Origin of the sequence: Lysinibacillus parviboronicapiens (assembly GCF_003049575.1) — a bacterium.
GTDB classification, from domain to species: Bacteria; Bacillota; Bacilli; order Bacillales_A; family Planococcaceae; genus Lysinibacillus; species Lysinibacillus parviboronicapiens.
Map to the genome: position 1 here is coordinate 42,863 of NZ_PYWI01000019.1, position 18,480 is coordinate 61,342.

Genomic DNA, 18,480 nt, shown 5'->3' on the forward strand with positions numbered 1-18,480 from the left:
GAAGTTTATTTGAAATCCACCGCTTAACCTTCTACTTATCATTTAACGCTACAATACCAGGTAGTTCTTTACCTTCCATTAATTCAAGTGAAGCACCGCCACCTGTTGAGATGTGATCCATATTGTTCGCTACTTCGAACTTTTCCACAGCCGCAGCAGAATCACCACCACCGATCACTGTATAGCCATTTGTTGTTGCCATTGCCTGTGCAACAGTTTTTGTACCATTAGCGAATTTATCCATTTCAAAGACACCCATTGGGCCATTCCAGATGATTAACTTAGAATTTTTTATAACCTCAGCGTAATTTTCAGCTGTTTTTGGTCCGATATCTAGACCCATCCAATCTGATGGAATCGCATTTACATCTACGATCTTCGTGTCAGCATCTTTTGAAAATTCGTTTGCTACAACAGCATCAATTGGCATATGTAGTTGCACGCCTTTTGCGTTCGCTTTTTCAATGAAAGATTTTGCTAACTCAATTTTATCTTCTTCTAATAATGAATTACCAACATCGTACCCCTGTGCTTTAATGAAAGTAAATGATAGTCCACCACCGATAATTAAGTGATCTACCTTTTCTAATAAGCTTTCGATCACACCGATTTTATCTTTTACTTTGGCACCACCAATAATCGCTGTAAACGGACGTTCTGGATTAGATAAAGCTTTACCAAGAACATCTAGCTCTTTTTGCATTAAGAAGCCGGATACAGCAGGTATATGCTTCGCAATTCCTTCAGTTGACGCGTGTGCCCGGTGTGCTGCTCCAAAGGCATCATTGACATAAATATCCGCTATACTTGCAAATTGTGCGGCAAGTGCAGGATCATTTTTCTCTTCACCAGCATGGAAGCGCACGTTTTCAAGTAGTACGATATCGCCGTCTTGCATGTTGGCAACTGCTGCTTCTACAACTTCACCAATTGACTCATCCAATTTTGTCACCGATTTGCCCATCAATTCAGCTAAGCGAATACCCACTGCTGTTAAACGCATACCTTCGTTGACTTCACCTTTTGGACGACCTAAATGAGACGCTAAAATTACTTTAGCCCCCTGTTCTACTAAGTACTCGATTGTAGGAATAGCTGCCCGAATACGCGTTTCATCTGTAATTGCGCCATCAGCCATTGGTACATTAAAATCTACACGTACGAAAACCCGCTTGCCTTTTACATCAATATCTTTCATTGTCTTTTTATTTAACATGAAGAAACCCCCTTCAAAGTTTTTTGGCTCAAGTCTGTTATGTGCTTCCCCCATCTTGGTTCTACACAATTTCCACCGATGCCTTTATTTGTGAAAATACTTTTACTAAATAGTAGCAAAAGTCACGTTATATGTCTTTTAAAAAACTGTATTATTTTTTTATCAAAAAAGGAGTAAGGGTAAACGTCCCCTACTCCCATTACCCTTGTATATTATATCTTTTAGATATTATAAAGGCTATACTTTTTATGCGTAAAAAGCGGTATTATGTCACACTTTTTACTTCAAATTACGAATTATGACACTTATTTATGATTTAAACCTTGTTGTGCCATATATAAAGCTAAGTCCATTAAGCGAGTTGAGTAACCAATTTCGTTATCATACCACGCAAGAACTTTTACCATGCTATTTTCTAATACCATCGTAGAAAGACCATCTACAGTTGAAGAATTATGGTTGCCATTGTAGTCAATTGATACGAGCGGTAACTCATTGTAGCCTAAAATATCTTTCAGCTCATTTTCAGAAGCTTCTTTTAAAGCAGCATTGATAGCATCTTTCGTCACCTCTGCTTTTAACTCGACAACTAAGTCCACACAAGAAACATTTGGTGTCGGTACACGCATAGAGAAGCCATCTAATTTCCCTTTTAACTGTGGTAATACTTTAGAAACCGCAACTGCTGCTCCTGTTGTTGTAGGAATCATCGACACTGCTCCTGCGCGAGCGCGACGAGGATCAGAGTGCGGGAAATCTAGAATACGTTGGTCATTTGTATATGAGTGAATTGTTGTCATCATACCGCGTTCAATGCCGAATTTTTCATCTAGCACTTTTGCTACTGGTGCAAGACAGTTTGTTGTACAAGATGCATTGGAAATCACATCATCAGTTTGTGGATTGTAATCCTGGTGGTTAACACCCATTACAAATGTCGGCATGTCACCTTTCGCTGGCGCAGAAAGAATCGCCTTTTTTGCACCTGCTTCAATATGCTTGCTTACTTCTTCCATTGAACGGAATTTACCTGTACACTCAAGCACCACATCAACACCAAGCTCACCCCAAGGTAATTGCGCAGGGTCTTTTTCAGCAAATACTTTTACTTTTTTACCATTCACTACGAAAGAATCGCCATCTGCATATACTTCAGCATCATAGATACCGTGTACAGAATCATATGTTAATAAATGCGCGAGTTGGCCAGCATCTGTTAAGTCATTCACTGCAACGACTTCAAATTCTTCCTGCTTCATTGCTTCACGAAATACTAATCGTCCAATACGTCCAAATCCATTGATTGCTAATTTTAATGCCATTGTAAATTCCTCCAATAATGTTTGTATTTATATTTACAGGTAACGTTCAGCAATTTCTTTTGCTGCCGCTTCATCCGTTATAAAAATAGTCTGCTTCGGCGCTACTTTAAAATAAGAAAGCATCGCGTTCACTTTTTGTTTACCTGCTGCCACCGCAATGACATGCTTACATTGCTCTACTTGTTCAAGCTGAATACCAATCGTACGAATACGATGGACAATTGCTCCTTCGGCATTAAAGTAATAGCCAAACGCTTCACTGACAGCTCCTTTTTCCTCGAGAATCCGTAAATCCTCTGGCGACGAATTACGACGAACTGCCATTTCCTCCGCAGAGCCGATACCATGAATCACGCAGTCTGCCCGATCATAGTAAGCCATCATTTCAATAACCATTGGCTCTTTCAGCATCGCTTGATAGGCTTGCTCACTTAAATGCTCTGGTAAAAACAAAGTTCGATGTTGGGCATTCATCTGCATTGCAAATGTTGCGACAAGTGTATTGGCCTGCATTTGCATTTCATGTCCAATTCCCCCACGTGCAGCAACAAATGTTACGTTCTGCTTGGCGTCAATTGGTTGTAAAAATTGCGCAAGCGAAGCCACCGATTTGCCACCTGTAACAGCGACAACTTGCTCTCCAATAATGTTTGATAAAAATTGGTGTGCTGCCTCTTTACCAAGCAATGTCAATACCGTTTCATCTTCATTATAATCACCTGGTACAACAATCACATGTTGCAAGCCAAAACGTTTTTCGAGTAATTTAGCAAGCTGTGTAAGTCCAGACCATTCATAAACCAATGCTCGTAGCTGTTCAATAACGGCGATGCCATCACTCGTACATACCATACCCAATTTTTGAATATCTAATAACCCTTGCTCACGTAAAATGTCTGTTTCTTTTCGTATTTCACGTTCTGTCATTTTTAGTGATTCTGCAAGTGTTCGTCGTCCAATAGGTTGCATTAGTTGAATCGATTGCAAGATGCGATATCTTGATTGAAGAAGCGGATACATTTCCGGAAGTAGTCTTTGCTGTGCCTCTGGTATGGTTAACATACACATCTACTACCTTTCTATTATAATGGGACGTTTTTTATCCCACTGTATAAAATTATGTCCCACTTATGATTTCATTATAATACTTAAATTAAAAAAGGGCAAGTAAATAATGGTATTCACATTTATTTATTTGACCTAGCAGGCAAAGGTAAAAAACCACAAAAAAACTTTTTTATAGTTTTTTTGTGGCTTCTCATTTTTAAAAATCGGTTTATTTTATATGTAGAACATGTTTAAGCTACACGAAATGGTTTATTCATATGTAACAACCCGTAAATAATGAAAAAGATTCCGCAAGTAAATACATTTAGTATCATGTAAAAAATGCCATAGGTTTTATCACCTACCCATCGATAAAATATACGGTATATTAAATAATTTACAATAAGTATAACTATAAATCTTAATGGCAGAATAATTCCGACAATGAATAAGCAAGTAAATAGAATTACCATTTTCTTAGCTGAAGCTCTTCGTTCGATATCTGAATTGCCTTTTGCAATAAGTAAAAACATTATATATATGTTGATGATCGGTATAAAACTTAGATATGCAACTTCCTCGTAACCATTTGCTTTTGCAGTCCTATAATATATCAAAGACAAAATAACATAAAAAAGTATGAAATAAAGAATTTCAAAAAAATGAATGTTCAAACAATACACTTCCCCGCCCTTTTGTTAAATCCAATCCATACAATAACTTATTTACCAATAAATTTCCATGAATATTTTTACCTAATTAATCGTTATAAAACCAAAAATAAGTATTTTGTAAAAGGATAAAAAAACTTAGGAGCATCATTGTTTTGAAAACCGTGTACTTCGGTAATAAGAAACAATCTGTTCTCACCCTCTACAAAAAAAATCTCGTAACCTTCAATTGCGGTTACGAGATTTTTTGTCAATTAATTTGTAAAAGATAATACAGCGTTTTTCTTGAAACTTGCTAAAGCTTTTGTAGCCTCATTTTTGTTTGTGTATTCAAAAATACGAATATCCTTTTTCTCAAATACTGTAATAACCCACATTGTAAAATCTCCCTTCAAATTGTTTTTGTAATATAACAAACACTAAAATGTGATAATTTCATTCGAACTGTCTTATAACAACTTCTTACTGCTTCCTATTGTACTCCGATTCTCTTTAAAAGAAAGCATTACGTGAAGCTCTTCACAAACTGTTCATATTCAAAACGCTTTCATTGAACAAATTGTGAAAACTAATATTTTATAGGCATAAACAATAAAACACTCGGTTTAAAAGAGCGCTCCTTTTAAACTGAGTGTTTATAATTATTTCATATTTTGCTTCATTAAATGGGCAATTTGCTGTTCGTTTGATTGCTCTACTTCTTCTAAATGCTTAATGACTAAATTTTGTCGGTCTATTGAATGGTTTTGACTCAATTTCTTTTTACCTTCCATGCGTGAGATGTTTATTTTAAAGCCCTGAACGCCTTTATTTAAATTCGCTATTAACTGTGCATCCACTCCAGATAAGCTATAGGGACTACCCTTGCCTTCATATTTTGCAATCATATTGTTAAAAGAATTGACTAATTCCTCTTCCTTCTTAATAAGCTCTATTTCTCCGTAAACATGCACCGCTACATAATTCCATGTGGGGACAGCTTGATTTGTTTCATACCATGATGGAGATATGTAGCAATGAGGACCTTGGAAGACCGCTAAAACATGTTGGTGCTCGATGTTCTTCCATTGCGGATTGCCTTTTGCAAAATGGCCAATCAAACAATTTTGCGTTTCATCGAACAATAAAGGAAGATGTGTGGCGTAAGGCATCCCTTCATAAGTTGAAAACAAAGTTGCAAAACTGTTCACTTGTATTATTTCTATCATTTCCGAGTCATCTTTGATTTTAAATGCTGCTGGTATATACATGAGCAAAACCCCTTTCTTCTATTTATTCAATACAGCTATAAAAGCGCTTGTGCGAGGGTTGCGTAATCTAAATTGCCGTATTGTAGAATATGACCATCCTTTTCCACTACAGGAATCATGAGCATATATTTTTCATGTAGGACTTCGTCTGCTTCGATGTCGATAATTTCAATATCAAATATTATATCTTCTTGTACAAGCTTTAAAGTACGTAAGCCTTCTACACATAATTCACAGTTAGATCGACTAAAAAATTTTACGTTCATTCACTCCCCACCTCCTAACGCTATTATAAAACGAAATCATCTGTTCTGTGTGAGCCTGTTACTAGAAAAAAACTGTGCAAGAAGATTACTTCCTACACAGTCTAGTTATTATTTTTTTAAATGGCTATCTAAGAATTTAAGCATAGCATTATAGAACTCAATGCGATTTTCTTCATTTTGGAAGCCATGCCCTTCATTTTCCTTCAACATGTACTCTACATCGACGCCTCTATCACGTAACGCTTTAACGATTTGATCAGACTCTGCCTGATTTACACGTGGGTCATTAGCCCCTTGAGCTACAAATAAAGGTGTTTTAATTTTATCAACGTGGAACACTGGTGAAGCTTCTGTTAATAACTCTTTATCTTTTTCAGGGTGCCCAACTCGCTCATAGAACATGTTACGCATTGTTTCCCAATATGGTGGAATTGTATCTAACAATGTGAAGATATTTGATACACCTACATAATCAACTGCTGCTGCATATAAATCAGGTGTCTTCGTAATACCTGCTAATGTTGCATAACCACCGAATGATGCACCGTAAATACCGATACGCTCAGGATCTGCTATTCCTTGATCAATTGCCCATTGTACGCCATCTGTAATATCGTCTTGAATTTTCAGACCCCACTGCTTATTACCAGCTTCCAGGAATTCTTTACCATAGCCTGTAGAAGAGCGGAAATTCACTTGTAGTACAGCATAGCCACGGTTCGCAAGTAATTGCACTTCTGGGTTAAAGCCCCACATATCACGTGCCCATGGACCGCCGTGTGGATTGACGATAAGTGGTAGGTTTTTAGCATCTTTGTTTTTTGGTAGTGTTAAATAACCGTTAATAGTTAGTCCATCTCGGCTCTTATATGAAATAGGGTGCATTTGTGCTAACTCTTCTGGGTTTAACCATGGGCTTAAAGTTGTCAGCTCTGTTAATTCATCTGTTGTTGAATCATAGTAATAATATTTGCCATATACAGTGTCACTTGACACGCTGACAATAAATTTCGTCATTTCTTTATTGTAATCGTTAATGCCTAATTCGCTTTCTTCAACGCCTAATTTAGTTTGTAACTTGCGGAATAGTTCCTCAAAGTCTTTATCGAAAAATTGATAATGCGTTTTATCTGTTAAATAAGCTCCGTAAAGTAACTTATCTTGCTCTGCACTATATAATACGCCCGCTACATCTACCTCTGCGTTAGACATAATGACTTCTTCTTTGCCTTCTAAATCATATTTTACGAATTCTACTTTGTCTCTTCCTTTATTAGTAGTTGCGTAAATATGTTTATTATCTTTAGAGAAAGCAAGTGGTGTAACTTCATCTCCTGCTGCCATTTCAATAAATGGTTTGAATTCATCTTTTTCTGTCTCACGATATAAAACAGTACCTTCTACACCATCTGAAGCAACGGCAATTCGAATATTTCCATCGCGATCAGCTAGCCAGCTCGCAATATTACCTGGGTTTTTAGCAACATGTTTTGTCTCGCCAGTTTTAACATTTAGCTTGTACACATCAAAGACAGTTGCATCTTCTTTATTCATCATAATTAGAATTTCATCTTTAACGCCTTGTAAACCACTTAATAACCCAACTGTTACATTTGGATATGGTGTTAAATCCTTTTCCTCATTGCCATTAAATGATGTTGAATAAATGTGGAAGTTTTCATCTCCACCTTTATCCTTTAAGTATAGTAAATTATCATCTTTCCAGAAGGATCCAGAGATATCACGATCCGTTGAGCTCGATACACGTACTGGCTCGCTATCATCATTCATTTTTTTCACAAAAACATTTGAACGATTTTCCCATGCAGCGGAATAAGTAAGATAATTACCATCTGGTGAAAGTGAATAGCCAAAGCTACCAGGATTTTTCATGAAATCTTCAACGGAAATTTCTTTCACGCCTTCATTACTAACTCCGTTTTTCACATTTTTAGCATTGTTTAAAATTTTGACTGCATCTTGTTTTGAAATCGTTTCACTATTTGACAGACCGTTAAATAAACCAAGCTTATTAGCTTTTTCTTGATACTCAGCAAGTGTAGTTTCTTTGTCCTCTTTATTTAAAGCTCTGACTAAAATACGTGCTGCTTCATCACGTTTAATATGAACACTTAAATCTTTTAATTCTTCACCTTTTACCCACTTATCAATGATTTGTTGACGCATTGTCTCTGAACCATGTTGGAATGTTAGAGCTGTTACAGTTAAACCTAGAAAATCTTTAGCAGATAGACTTTCCTCTTTTACTTCTACTTGACTACTAGTTTCATTGGCAGCGCGTACTTCCTGCATCGAAACAGGATAGACAGCAGAAGCTGTTAAAATGACTGCTAATGATGCTGTTAAAAATCTTTTCTTCAAAATGACTCCTCCTTATATCAGTTCGCGTTATATCGTTTGTCGATATAATAAAATTATAACAATTTCAGCATTTTTGTCAATAAATGATAATAATAAAAGAAAATTTCCTTTTTAACCAATTAAAAAGCGACTTACCTTTTGGCAAGCCACTTGAAGTGTCTACTGTTAGAATTAAATTTATTGCATCTCTGCGGAAATGATGCTGACTTTTTTAAAATTTTCTACTTGCACCTCCACCTGCCGATGAGCCACCTCCAAAACCACCAAAGCCCCCACCGCGTGAACCACCACTACCAAAACCTCCACCGAAACTACCTGGATAGCCTCGACGTCCTCTTGAGCGCGGTCCGCCACCGCCACCATTGGATGAAAACGTAATGACAATGAGCACTATAATGATAAGTAAGATAAAGACCCATGTGGGCATCGATTCATCCGCTTCTTGTTGCTCAGGCTTATCGCCATCCCAATTATATTCTTGTGCGACGGTTTGAAATACTTCGGCATAGGTTGTTTGAAAGGCTTTACCGATTTCTCCAGTACTTGCATATGGATAAAAAGCCGAATCCAAGATTCGTCCTAATTTACCGTCTGGTAAAGCACCTTCTAGGCCTTGCCCAACACTAATAACGACATCATTATTTCCTTCTCCTTGTCCAAATGTGGCTAAAATAAGGACACCGTTATTTTTTTCTTTATCACCAATACCCCATTCTCTAATTATCTTTGTTGCAAACATTTTGGCATCTTGCCCATTTAGGCTATCCAATGTCACGACCATTATTTCAGCCCCTGTACCATTGTCTAACTGCTCAGAATAATGGTTCAACTCATCTTTTACAGGAGTCGACAGCACATTCGCAAAATCATGGATATACGTATTTTCCATTGGTTTTGGCATCGCTGCTTGTGTGACGCCTATGTTCACCACAAAGGCAAAATAAACGATTGCGAATAGCCATGTAAAACGATTCATTATTGTTTACCCGATTCACTAAAATCTACTGACGGTGCCTGTTCAGCTCCTGCAGCTGCCTTAAAATATTCTTTTTGTTCAAAGCCAAACATACCCGCAATTAAATTGCCTGGGAAACGCTTAACAATTTTATTAAATCCTTGTACCTCATTATTGTAATCTTCACGTGCTACTGCCAAACGATTTTCCGTTCCTGCTAATTCATCCATTAGTTGACGGAAATTTGCATCCGCTTTTAAATTCGGATAATTTTCCACAACTACTAACAATCGGCTCAGTGCACCATTCAACGCATCATTTGCTAATGCTTGCTCTTCAGGCGTGTTTGCACTGCCCATCTGTGCACGTGCCTGGGTAATACTAGCAATGACTTCTTGTTCATGATTGGCATAACCTTTTACGGATTCCACTAAATTCGGGATTAAATCATAGCGACGCTGCAATTGATTTTCGACCTGCGCCCATTTGGAATCAACATTTTCTTCTGCTGTCACGAGGCTATTGTATTTTGGTATAAAGAGCAATGCTAATCCAACAAGTATAATAATAATTATTCCCACTGGTCCAAGTAATTTTTTCATTCAATATGCCCTCCTCTACTTTCTTTTCTTTACCACTAATGTGTTGTTAAAAAAACAACACTATTCTCTATATATGCAAAAGTATTTCCCCCGTATGAAATATGTCTTAATAGACATACTAAATACTGCAACAAAATATGACATAGAGGAGGAATTATTTTTGTCACAATCATTTTATAATGAGTCATCTGACGCGACATCATTCAACCAACAACAAAGCCTAAATCATGGTGGCCATGAAGTAATGGACATGCATGAAACAATTGGCGAAATCATTGCCGGACTAAACCAGTGCATAATTTTACGTCCACATGTTAAAGATCCTGAGCTATTAAGCATTTTGGATCGCCAATATAATTTCACCCTAGGAATGTACAACACGATTGTTGAATCCTTTAAAACAGGACATGATCCATCTGTTCCTACTGGGCGCTATCAAATGGAAACGGGCAATGATTTTAAATATGGCCTAACACCCTCACAACCGAAAAAGCCAATGCAAAATGCAAATGAAATTAATGATGAAACCATTTCTGGCTTCTTACTTGGTGCACAAAAGGGTGCAGCAAAATGTATGACTGCTGCAGCAACAGAAACAACAAACCCTGTTGTTCGACGTGTTGTTGCTGATAGTATTCCCAACTGCATTGAGATGGCATACGAATTATCTATTTACCAAAATAAACATGGCTACTACCAAGTGCCTCAATACTCACAACAAGATATGCGTACTATGCTTGATTCCTTTGCAACTACGACAAATCCCCTTCATTAAATACAAAAAATGCAGTCCCAAAGGTGATGTAAAATCACTAGGGGACTGCATCTTTTTGAATGGCACTACATAACGTGTAAATTTATCGAAACACTTTGCTATTTTATCGCTCTATTTTTTATCGCTCAACTTTCATCAGAGCAAAAAAAACGAACGAGCACCGTTCGTTTCACTAATTATTAAAGGACTTTTCCTAAAAAGGCTTTTGTTCGTTCATTTTGTGGATTACCGAAAAGCTCTTGGGGAGTCCCTTCTTCTACGATATAACCGCCGTCCATGAACACCACTCGATCACCTACTTCACGAGCAAAGCCCATTTCATGTGTCACAACAATCATTGTCATCCCTTCAACTGCTAGATTTTTCATAACATCTAATACTTCTTTTACCATCTCTGGGTCAAGAGCTGAAGTTGGTTCATCAAATAGAATTGCTTTAGGCTTCATTGCTAAAGCACGGGCAATTGCAACTCGTTGCTGTTGGCCACCTGAAAGCTGCTCAGGATAGTTGTAAGCTTTGCTATCGAGACCCACTTTTTTCAAGAGCTCATGTCCCAGCTCTTCAGCTTCAGGACGCTTCAAATTGCGGATTTGCATCGGAGCCATTGTTACATTATCCAACACTGTCATATGAGGAAACAGGTTAAATTGTTGGAACACCATGCCAACCTCCGCTCGAATTGCATTAATATTTGTTTTCGGATCATTTATTTTTACATTTTCCACATATATTGCACCATCTGTCACTTGCTCTAGCATATTAATGCAACGTAAAAAAGTACTTTTTCCAGAACCCGATGGCCCAATTACACATACAACCTGCTTTTCTTGTATTTCATAATCAATGCCTTTTAGTACCTCTAGCTTACCAAAATATTTGTGTAAGTTTTCAATTTTAATCATCGCGCTTCCCGCCCTTCTACTTTACGAGGGACATAGCTGTTGCTAAAACGTTTCTCTATATAGGCAACAACTTTTGTTACACCATACGTTAAGATTAAATATAACAATGCGGCTACAATATAAGGCTCCCAGAAACGGAAGCTTGCACCTGCCACTACTTTACTTGCATATAATATATCTGGTGCCGCAATTACTGTAACTAAAGATGAGTCTTTTAATAAGGCAATAAATTCATTGCCTAATGGCGGAATCATACGTCTAAAAGCTTGTGGCAAAATCACTTTACGCATGGCTTGATTATGAGTTAAGCCGAGTGAACGTGCCGCCTCCATTTGCCCCTTATCAATACTTTGAATACCAGCACGGAATATTTCTGCATTATAAGCTGCACAATTTAAAACCAGTGCGGTAATACCTGACACCATATATCCTAATGAATGCCCAAAAATTGTCGGAATAACGGCTAAGTGAATTAATAAGATTTGCACCAGCATTGGTGTCCCACGGAATAAATCTACATAAAGTTTACATGGCCAGTAAATCCATTTTTTCTTTGATAATTTCCCCAATCCTAGCAGTAAACCTAATATAATACCACCAAAATAACCACTGAGCGTTAAAATGATTGTCACACCAATACCACGTACAAACATATCACGGTAGTTCCAGACTATGTCCCAGCGTAAGTCAAAGATGTCCATCCGAACCCCTACTTTCCCTTTCAGATTCTTGCTATTGAATTACCCTAAAAAATCAAATGAGCCGCTAGCATATTTAGGCTAGCGGCATCCTCTACTACTTAAAGTCCGTACCTGTAATTTCTTTTAACTTACCGTTGTCTTTAATTTTTTGTAAACCTTCATTTAATATTTTTAATAATTCTTCATTGCCTTTTCTCACCATGAAGCCGTAGTATTCTTTTTCAAATGCATCATCTTTAATAACTTTTAATTTCGCTTTTGGATTTGCCTCCATGTATTCGTATATAACCGCATTATCACCAATAGTTGCATCTACGTTGCCGTTTAACATCTCTTGAATGGCAACTGGTTGATTTTCAAATGCCATGATGTTTGTACTTGCTTCACCTTGCAATTTTTTCGCAGCCATATGACCTGTTGCATTAATTTGTACGGAAATCTTTTTATCTTTTAAATCTGCTAATGATTTAATTTTTGAATCTTCTTTTACTACGATTAATAATTGAGATTCATAATAAGGTTCTGTAAAATCAAATGATTCTTTACGCTCTTCATTAATCGTAATACCTGATGCACCGATATCTGTCTCACTATTTTTTATTGTTTGGAATACTGGTTCCCAACCGATGTTGTTCCATTCCACTTCAAAGTCCATTTCATCGGCGATTGCTTGCAGTACATCTACATCAATCCCAACAATGTTTCCTTTATCGTCTACTGATTCAAATGGTGCAAAGGTAGCTTCTGTACCTACTTTATATACCTGTTTCTTGGCTCCATTATCTTCCGAAGTGCCACCGTCACTTGAAGATGTGTTTTCTTTTGTACCGCAGCCTGCTAGGACTAGTGAAAACGCTGCAACAATCATTAATAACGTCCATATACGTTTTTTCATAGTTGTCTCCCCCTAATAGTTTAAATAATATTCCGCACACTTCAATTCTCTTAATTCAGAAATGTTAGACTATTAGGTCAATTATAGTGATAATAGAGTCTAGATACAATACTATATTGCATAAAAGTAAGAGTATTTTTATAATAATAAATTCAACATCCATTATTTAGAAAAACAATGTTTAACTTAGCGATTTAATAACATTAAATGTATACTAATACATTTTTGATATAATTTTTTAGCAAAAATAACATAATTTTAGACACAAAAAAAGAATCCCCCTCAGAAAAGGATTCTTCTTTTGGACTAGCGAGCTAGCCTCACGTTCAGTTATGTTCACTAAAATAATTTGGAGTTGTTGCTTTTTTGAAGGTTTGAAGGGAATTAATACGGGAATAATGCCATATAGGTTATCCTCACTATGTTCCCCTCGTTCTCTGCTAAGCAGGCTGCTAAGCTACTTATTAGAGAGTCGAGCTATAAAAATATATCAAATTTCACAGTAAAATGGCGCCCTCGGAGGGAATCGAACCCCCAGTGCAAGAACCGGAATCTTACGTGTTATCCATTACACCACGAGGGCAATTGAACACAAAAAAAAAGTACTCACTCTAGGCTTTACGGTAAAGCATCATGTAGATAACCCTCATTTTTTGAAGCATACCTGCAAAATAGTGTACTGTACTTTAACTTGCGACCTTTCTATTATACAAACGTATTGCTCACAATTCAACTATAGAATGAAAAAGTTTTAAATTTTTTTGTTATAGATTAAATTTCTCAATATCAGTGTTAATATTTGACCTTCCCTGACTATAATGTGTATGATAAGGTTACAGCTGAAATTCAATGAATGATTTCAGTAAAAGTATTCGAATTTAGCTTTTTAAGGAGGATTTAACATGAATTTAATTCCTACAGTTATTGAACAAACAAGTCGTGGTGAGCGTGCATATGACATTTATTCACGACTACTAAAAGACCGTATCATCCTATTAGGAAGTGCAATTGATGACAACGTAGCGAACTCAATCGTTGCACAGCTGCTATTCTTAGAAGCAGAAGATCCAGATAAAGACATTTCTCTTTACATTAACTCTCCTGGCGGTTCTATCACAGCTGGTATGGCAATCTATGATACAATGCAATTCATCAAGCCAAAAGTACAAACAATTTGTATCGGTATGGCAGCATCAATGGGGGCATTCCTTCTTGCTGCTGGTGAACCTGGTAAGCGCTGTGCATTACCAAATGCAGAAGTTATGATTCACCAACCACTTGGCGGTGCACAAGGTCAAGCGACTGAAATTGAAATCGCTGCAAAACGCATTTTATTCCTACGTGAAAAATTAAACGGTATTTTATCTGAGCGTACTGGCCAGCCTCTTGAGGTTATTTCAAGAGATACTGATCGCGACAACTTCATGACAGCAGAACGTGCCAAAGAATATGGCTTAATCGATCATATCTTTGAACGTAACGACCGTAAATAATAAAAAACCTCTGAGTCCCATTGGCTCAGAGGTTTTTTTGACTGGGTGCTTCCTAGCTAAGCAATTATTAGCTCCCGTTTTATGTTAATCTTCTTTTTCAATAAGTGCCGCTAATGATGTAACCGCTTGCTCAGAATCGTTGCCTTCACTACTTAAAACAACCTCTGTGCCTTTTGCTATGGCTAAGCTCATAACACCCATAATGGATTTGGCATTTACTTTTTTCTCATCTTTTTCAAGAAAAATATCAGCGCTAAAGCGATTTGCTTCTTGCACAAATAGCGCTGCTTGTCTAGCTTGTAGTCCTAATTTTAACTTTACTTGGACTGTTCTCTCAGTCATTCGCAAAACTCCCTTTCACTACCGTTCATCTTATTAGTTTTATCTTACCTCACTTAATAGGAAAAGAACAATAAGCGATTGCGCATCACTTTCATACATTTTGTATATGAAAGTTAACCACCTATTTTTTCACCGCGTCTTAATGCATCTGCAATTTCATCAATTTTTCGTAATCGATGATTAACACCTGACTTACTAACGGTGCCGCTTGATACCATCTCGCCTAATTCTTTTAATGTCACATCTTGATATTCAACACGTAGACGTGCAATTTCTCTTAGTTTTTCTGGCAACTGATCTAAACCAATTGAATTTTCAATAAAGCGAATATTCTCTACCTGTCGCAGTGCTGCTCCAATTGTCTTATTCAAATTCGCCGTTTCACAGTTCACAATACGATTGACACTATTGCGCATGTCGCGCAGGATTCGAACGTCTTCAAATTTCATCATCGCTTGATGTGCACCAACAATATTTAGAAAATCAGAAATTTTTTCAGCTTCCTTTAAGTATGTTACAAAGCCTTTTTTCCGTTCAATTGTTTTCGCATTTAACTCAAATTCATTCATTAAATCCATTAATGCCTCACCATGCTCTTTATACAAAGAATAAATTTCTAAGTGATAGGCTGACGTTTCTGGATTGTTTACCGAGCCGCCTGCTAAAAAAGCGCCACGTAAATACGCTCTTTTTTGACCGCTCTTTTTAATAAGCTCTCTAGAAATCGTATGATTGAATTGAAAATCATCTGAAATTATCGCCAAATCAATTAATAGCTCACGTGCACCATCTCGTACACGGCAAATATAAACATTATTTTTTTTCAAGCGCATTTTCTTCCTGACAAGAAGCTCAACATTATAAGGATATAATTTTTTCATAATTGTATAAAGCCTTCTTGCGATGGCAGCATTTTCAGTTTGCACGTCTAAGCTAAGCTGTTTGTTAGCAAAGGATAATGAACCATTCATTCGAATTAAGGCAGATACTTCCGCTTTCATACAATGATCGTCCGCTTCTACTTGCGTTAATTCTTTTTTTGTTTCAGAAGCAAAAGACATGTCACGCCCCCCTTTCAACCTTTATTTCTATGTATATGTTCATCTTACCATATACAACAAGCATTCCTTATGATTCTATTAGCGATTCACTTCTTTATGTTTATAGATATTTGCATAATCTACAAGCCATGCTGCAAAATTTGCAGCGTTATGACGAACCGTTCCATCTGGTCGAATTGTCGCAATATCACGTTTAATAACCTCTAAACCCATACTTTCAAGTTTTGCAACATCAAATGTTACTGGCTCAGCACATTCTTCTTTATAAAGCTCTTTTACAGGGTGAGGTAGTTTTTCGTCATTTACTAAAATAGAATCGATAAAGGAATCCCCAACATGCTTATAGATAGCTTGAACATGATCGCCTGCTGTATAAGTAATAGTTTCACCTTTTTGCGTCATTAAATTACAAACATAAATCTTACGCCCTTTTGCTTTGACAACAGCTTCTCCAATTCCCTTCACAAGCAAATTTGGAATAATACTTGTATATAAACTTCCCGGACCAATTAATATATAATCTGCTCGATTTATCGCACGAATGGCTTCTGGTAACGGTTGCACATTCTCAGGCACTAGAAAAACTCGATTCACGCGGCTTTTTGCTGAGGGAATTTTTGATTCCCCCTCAATCACTGAGCCGTCTTCTAGCTCTGCATGTAGGGAAATTTTCTTATTCGCTGCCGGAATGACACGACCATGCACTTTTAGCACCTTACCCATTTCACTAATAGCATGATTAAAATCACCCGTTATATCTGTTAGAGCTGTTAACATTAAATTACCTAATGAATGCCCACTTAAGTCTTCTGATGCTGAAAAACGATATTGAAACATTTGCTCTACAAGTGGCTCCACATCTGATAATGCAGCAATCACGTTACGTACATCACCTGGTGGTGGAATATCATAATCATCCCGTAAACGTCCTGATGAGCCTCCATCATCTGCTACTGTGACAATCGCAGTGATATCAAATGGATGATGCTTTAACCCACGTAGCAACGTGGAAAGCCCAGTCCCACCACCTATAACAACCAGCTTGGTTTGCTTTTTCCCCATTCACTCAATCCTTTCTTCGATTGATGTCACGATGCGTAATAACAGCATTTTCATATTTGGTTAAATATTCACCAAAATATTCTGCTAACGTCACCGAGCGATGCTGCCCCCCTGTACAACCAAAAGCAATGACAAGTTGGGATTTACCCTCTTGTTTATAGAGTGGAATCATAAACTCAAACAAATCCGTTAGTTTTTGAATAAGTATTTGTGTGTCCTCTAAAGCAAGTACATAGGAGGAAACTTCTGTTTGTAGACCTGTTTTATGGCGTAAATCCTCTACATAATAAGGATTTTTTAAAAAACGGACATCGAAAACTAAATCTGCATCAATTGGCATACCATGCTTAAATCCAAAGGACATAATGTTTACAGAAAAAATATTATCTGCATCACTTGCAAATTCTTTAACGATTTTTTCTCGTAACTCTCTAGGCTTCATATTCGATGTATTATAAACGAATTTAGCACGACCTTTTACTTCCGACAATAATTCTCGTTCTAGTTTAATGCCGTCTAATGGTAAGCCTGTTACAGCTAATGGATGCGCACGTCTCGTTTCTTTATAACGTCTAACTAGCGTCTGATCATCCGCATCTAAAAATAAAATCCGTACAACGATATCGCCTTCTTTTAGTATATGGTCAAGTGCGCCTATAAGCGAATCAAAAAAGTCGCCGCCACGCATATCCATGACAGCTGCAATACGTGTAATATTTTTACCTGAATCTTTTAGCAAGGTTAAAAAAGTTGTAAGTAATGCTGGTGGTAAATTATCAATACAGTAATACCCTAAATCCTCAAAGCTTTGAATAGCTACTGTTTTGCCAGCTCCAGACATTCCTGTAATAATGACCAATTCATGTGTACATTGTTGACTTTCAACCACCACTGTCATGCAGCTCCTTTATTGTTCTAATGATATTTGTATTTTCTCATGAAGTAATTCAAAATCCGACGTATATACAAACGTGCCATACTGAATACCTGATTGTGAAACAGCAAATTGTAAATTTGTTCGATCACCCTCAGCCATTGGCAGATGCTTCAAATCCTCCACTGGGTGCCATGCAAGCTTACCTTCTCTCGTTTCCTCAAATGCTACACCTTCAACATCTTTAGCAACAAAAGTGTAAAGCATCCATTCGTCAACCATAACGTTATTATCTTTTATGACCATTGTATATACACCCTTTAAATGTGCATTTAATGGTGTAACATTTGTCTCTTCTTGAAACTCACGGACAGCGGCTTCATATATCGACTCACCGCTCTCCATTTTACCGCCTGGTGCTACATACCAGCCACGTCTTGGCTTTTGAAGTAATAATACTTGGCCGTCTTTAACGGCAATTAAGTTCGCAATTCTTTGCATAGGCACACCTCTAATCTCTTTTGCATTCTACCTTTTATTATAGCAAGACCTGTCAGCGTTTGTCCTGATTTCACATCTATACAAATCTTTCACACTTAACTGCTGTTCACAACTGTTTGCCACTAACCTTTACCGTCTTCATGAGAACATAAAAAGATGTGAG

At 37.1% G+C, this 18,480-nt stretch carries 19 protein-coding genes and 1 tRNA gene; 2 read left to right on the forward strand and 18 right to left on the reverse strand.

What is annotated here, in order from left to right; translation table 11 throughout:
- Positions 1-31: 31 nt before the first annotated feature.
- The 9 genes from C9J35_RS15815 to C9J35_RS15855 form a co-directional block, all read right to left on the reverse strand.
- The gene (locus C9J35_RS15815; protein ID WP_107925252.1) at positions 32-1,216 is read right to left on the reverse strand and encodes a phosphoglycerate kinase; all 1,185 of its coding nucleotides are present in this window, start codon (positions 1,214-1,216) and stop codon (positions 32-34) included.
- A gap of 305 nt (positions 1,217-1,521) precedes the next feature.
- A complete protein-coding gene (gene gap / locus C9J35_RS15820; RefSeq protein WP_107925253.1) occupies positions 1,522-2,538 on the reverse strand; it encodes a type I glyceraldehyde-3-phosphate dehydrogenase in 1,017 nt (338 codons plus the stop codon).
- A gap of 33 nt (positions 2,539-2,571) precedes the next feature.
- Positions 2,572-3,600, reverse strand: a complete 1,029-nt coding sequence (locus C9J35_RS15825; RefSeq protein ID WP_054767972.1) for a sugar-binding transcriptional regulator — start codon at positions 3,598-3,600, stop codon at positions 2,572-2,574.
- Between the two features lie 910 nt (positions 3,601-4,510).
- Positions 4,511-4,633, reverse strand: coding sequence for a hypothetical protein (locus tag C9J35_RS24585; protein WP_010857399.1), 123 nt, complete (start codon positions 4,631-4,633; stop codon positions 4,511-4,513).
- A 264-nt stretch (positions 4,634-4,897) separates the two neighbouring features.
- Entirely contained in the window at positions 4,898-5,506 is a 609-nt protein-coding gene (locus tag C9J35_RS15835; RefSeq protein WP_054767970.1) for an FMN-binding negative transcriptional regulator, read from the reverse strand.
- A 35-nt stretch (positions 5,507-5,541) separates the two neighbouring features.
- Positions 5,542-5,772, reverse strand: coding sequence for a glutaredoxin family protein (locus C9J35_RS15840; RefSeq protein WP_107925255.1), 231 nt, complete (start codon positions 5,770-5,772; stop codon positions 5,542-5,544).
- Positions 5,773-5,880: 108 nt separating this feature from the next.
- Complete coding sequence (locus C9J35_RS15845; protein ID WP_107925256.1) at positions 5,881-8,154, reverse strand: S9 family peptidase; 2,274 nt, start codon at positions 8,152-8,154, stop codon at positions 5,881-5,883.
- A 211-nt stretch (positions 8,155-8,365) separates the two neighbouring features.
- Positions 8,366-9,130, reverse strand: a complete 765-nt coding sequence (locus C9J35_RS15850) for a TPM domain-containing protein (protein WP_235616333.1) — start codon at positions 9,128-9,130, stop codon at positions 8,366-8,368.
- Positions 9,130-9,711, reverse strand: coding sequence for a LemA family protein (locus tag C9J35_RS15855; RefSeq protein ID WP_107925257.1), 582 nt, complete (start codon positions 9,709-9,711; stop codon positions 9,130-9,132). Before C9J35_RS15855 ends, C9J35_RS15850 begins: the two co-directional genes overlap by 1 nt.
- Before the next feature lie 160 nt (positions 9,712-9,871).
- Here C9J35_RS15855 and C9J35_RS15860 point away from each other — a divergent pair, with 160 nt between their 5' ends.
- Positions 9,872-10,486, forward strand: a complete 615-nt coding sequence (locus C9J35_RS15860; protein ID WP_054767968.1) for a spore coat protein — start codon at positions 9,872-9,874, stop codon at positions 10,484-10,486.
- Positions 10,487-10,665: 179 nt separating this feature from the next.
- Here the strand turns inward: C9J35_RS15860 and C9J35_RS15865 are convergent, their stop codons facing one another.
- From C9J35_RS15865 to C9J35_RS15880, 4 genes are all read right to left on the reverse strand, one after another.
- A complete protein-coding gene (locus C9J35_RS15865; protein WP_107925258.1) occupies positions 10,666-11,388 on the reverse strand; it encodes an amino acid ABC transporter ATP-binding protein in 723 nt (240 codons plus the stop codon).
- Positions 11,385-12,089, reverse strand: coding sequence for an amino acid ABC transporter permease (locus C9J35_RS15870; protein WP_107925259.1), 705 nt, complete (start codon positions 12,087-12,089; stop codon positions 11,385-11,387). The genes C9J35_RS15865 and C9J35_RS15870 overlap by 4 nt, the downstream gene beginning before the upstream one ends.
- A gap of 94 nt (positions 12,090-12,183) precedes the next feature.
- Positions 12,184-12,984 (reverse strand): basic amino acid ABC transporter substrate-binding protein, encoded by an 801-nt coding sequence (locus C9J35_RS15875; RefSeq protein ID WP_107925260.1) that lies wholly within the window; start codon positions 12,982-12,984, stop codon positions 12,184-12,186.
- Between the two features lie 508 nt (positions 12,985-13,492).
- Positions 13,493-13,567, reverse strand: a tRNA-Arg gene (locus tag C9J35_RS15880).
- 319 nt (positions 13,568-13,886) lie between these two features.
- On the opposite strand from C9J35_RS15880, the gene clpP reads away from it, so the two are divergent.
- Entirely contained in the window at positions 13,887-14,477 is a 591-nt protein-coding gene (gene clpP, locus C9J35_RS15885) for an ATP-dependent Clp endopeptidase proteolytic subunit ClpP (RefSeq protein ID WP_054767967.1), read from the forward strand.
- A gap of 84 nt (positions 14,478-14,561) precedes the next feature.
- Here clpP and C9J35_RS15890 read toward each other — a convergent pair whose 3' ends face one another.
- The 5 genes from C9J35_RS15890 to C9J35_RS15910 all read right to left on the reverse strand — a co-directional run bounded on the left by C9J35_RS15890 (position 14,562) and on the right by C9J35_RS15910 (position 18,317).
- Positions 14,562-14,819: an HPr family phosphocarrier protein gene (locus C9J35_RS15890; RefSeq protein ID WP_107925261.1), complete on the reverse strand. Its 258-nt coding sequence runs from the start codon at positions 14,817-14,819 to the stop codon at positions 14,562-14,564.
- Between the two features lie 113 nt (positions 14,820-14,932).
- Positions 14,933-15,880 (reverse strand): DNA-binding protein WhiA, encoded by a 948-nt coding sequence (whiA, locus tag C9J35_RS15895; protein ID WP_107925262.1) that lies wholly within the window; start codon positions 15,878-15,880, stop codon positions 14,933-14,935.
- A 78-nt stretch (positions 15,881-15,958) separates the two neighbouring features.
- Positions 15,959-16,942: a gluconeogenesis morphogenetic factor MgfK gene (mgfK, locus tag C9J35_RS15900; protein ID WP_054767966.1), complete on the reverse strand. Its 984-nt coding sequence runs from the start codon at positions 16,940-16,942 to the stop codon at positions 15,959-15,961.
- Positions 16,943-16,946: 4 nt separating this feature from the next.
- Complete coding sequence (gene rapZ / locus C9J35_RS15905; RefSeq protein ID WP_107925263.1) at positions 16,947-17,840, reverse strand: RNase adapter RapZ; 894 nt, start codon at positions 17,838-17,840, stop codon at positions 16,947-16,949.
- A gap of 9 nt (positions 17,841-17,849) precedes the next feature.
- Complete coding sequence (locus C9J35_RS15910; RefSeq protein ID WP_054767965.1) at positions 17,850-18,317, reverse strand: 8-oxo-dGTP diphosphatase; 468 nt, start codon at positions 18,315-18,317, stop codon at positions 17,850-17,852.
- Positions 18,318-18,480 lie beyond the last annotated feature (163 nt).

Bases quoted from the DNA above. Each gene is read 5' to 3' on its own strand.
- C9J35_RS15815 (WP_107925252.1), bottom strand. From the start codon at position 1,216: ATGTTAAATAAAAAGACAATGAAAGATATTGATGTAAAAGGCAAGCGG.
- gap (WP_107925253.1), bottom strand. From the start codon at position 2,538: ATGGCATTAAAATTAGCAATCAATGGATTTGGACGTATTGGACGATTA.
- C9J35_RS15825 (WP_054767972.1), bottom strand. From the start codon at position 3,600: ATGTTAACCATACCAGAGGCACAGCAAAGACTACTTCCGGAAATGTAT.
- C9J35_RS24585 (WP_010857399.1), bottom strand. From the start codon at position 4,633: ATGTGGGTTATTACAGTATTTGAGAAAAAGGATATTCGTATTTTTGAA.
- C9J35_RS15835 (WP_054767970.1), bottom strand. From the start codon at position 5,506: ATGTATATACCAGCAGCATTTAAAATCAAAGATGACTCGGAAATGATA.
- C9J35_RS15840 (WP_107925255.1), bottom strand. From the start codon at position 5,772: ATGAACGTAAAATTTTTTAGTCGATCTAACTGTGAATTATGTGTAGAA.
- C9J35_RS15850 (WP_235616333.1), bottom strand. From the start codon at position 9,130: ATGAATCGTTTTACATGGCTATTCGCAATCGTTTATTTTGCCTTTGTG.
- C9J35_RS15855 (WP_107925257.1), bottom strand. From the start codon at position 9,711: ATGAAAAAATTACTTGGACCAGTGGGAATAATTATTATTATACTTGTT.
- C9J35_RS15865 (WP_107925258.1), bottom strand. From the start codon at position 11,388: ATGATTAAAATTGAAAACTTACACAAATATTTTGGTAAGCTAGAGGTA.
- C9J35_RS15870 (WP_107925259.1), bottom strand. From the start codon at position 12,089: ATGGACATCTTTGACTTACGCTGGGACATAGTCTGGAACTACCGTGAT.
- C9J35_RS15875 (WP_107925260.1), bottom strand. From the start codon at position 12,984: ATGAAAAAACGTATATGGACGTTATTAATGATTGTTGCAGCGTTTTCA.
- clpP (WP_054767967.1), top strand. From the start codon at position 13,887: ATGAATTTAATTCCTACAGTTATTGAACAAACAAGTCGTGGTGAGCGT.
- C9J35_RS15890 (WP_107925261.1), bottom strand. From the start codon at position 14,819: ATGACTGAGAGAACAGTCCAAGTAAAGTTAAAATTAGGACTACAAGCT.
- whiA (WP_107925262.1), bottom strand. From the start codon at position 15,880: ATGTCTTTTGCTTCTGAAACAAAAAAAGAATTAACGCAAGTAGAAGCG.
- mgfK (WP_054767966.1), bottom strand. From the start codon at position 16,942: ATGGGGAAAAAGCAAACCAAGCTGGTTGTTATAGGTGGTGGGACTGGG.
- rapZ (WP_107925263.1), bottom strand. From the start codon at position 17,840: ATGACAGTGGTGGTTGAAAGTCAACAATGTACACATGAATTGGTCATT.
- C9J35_RS15910 (WP_054767965.1), bottom strand. From the start codon at position 18,317: ATGCAAAGAATTGCGAACTTAATTGCCGTTAAAGACGGCCAAGTATTA.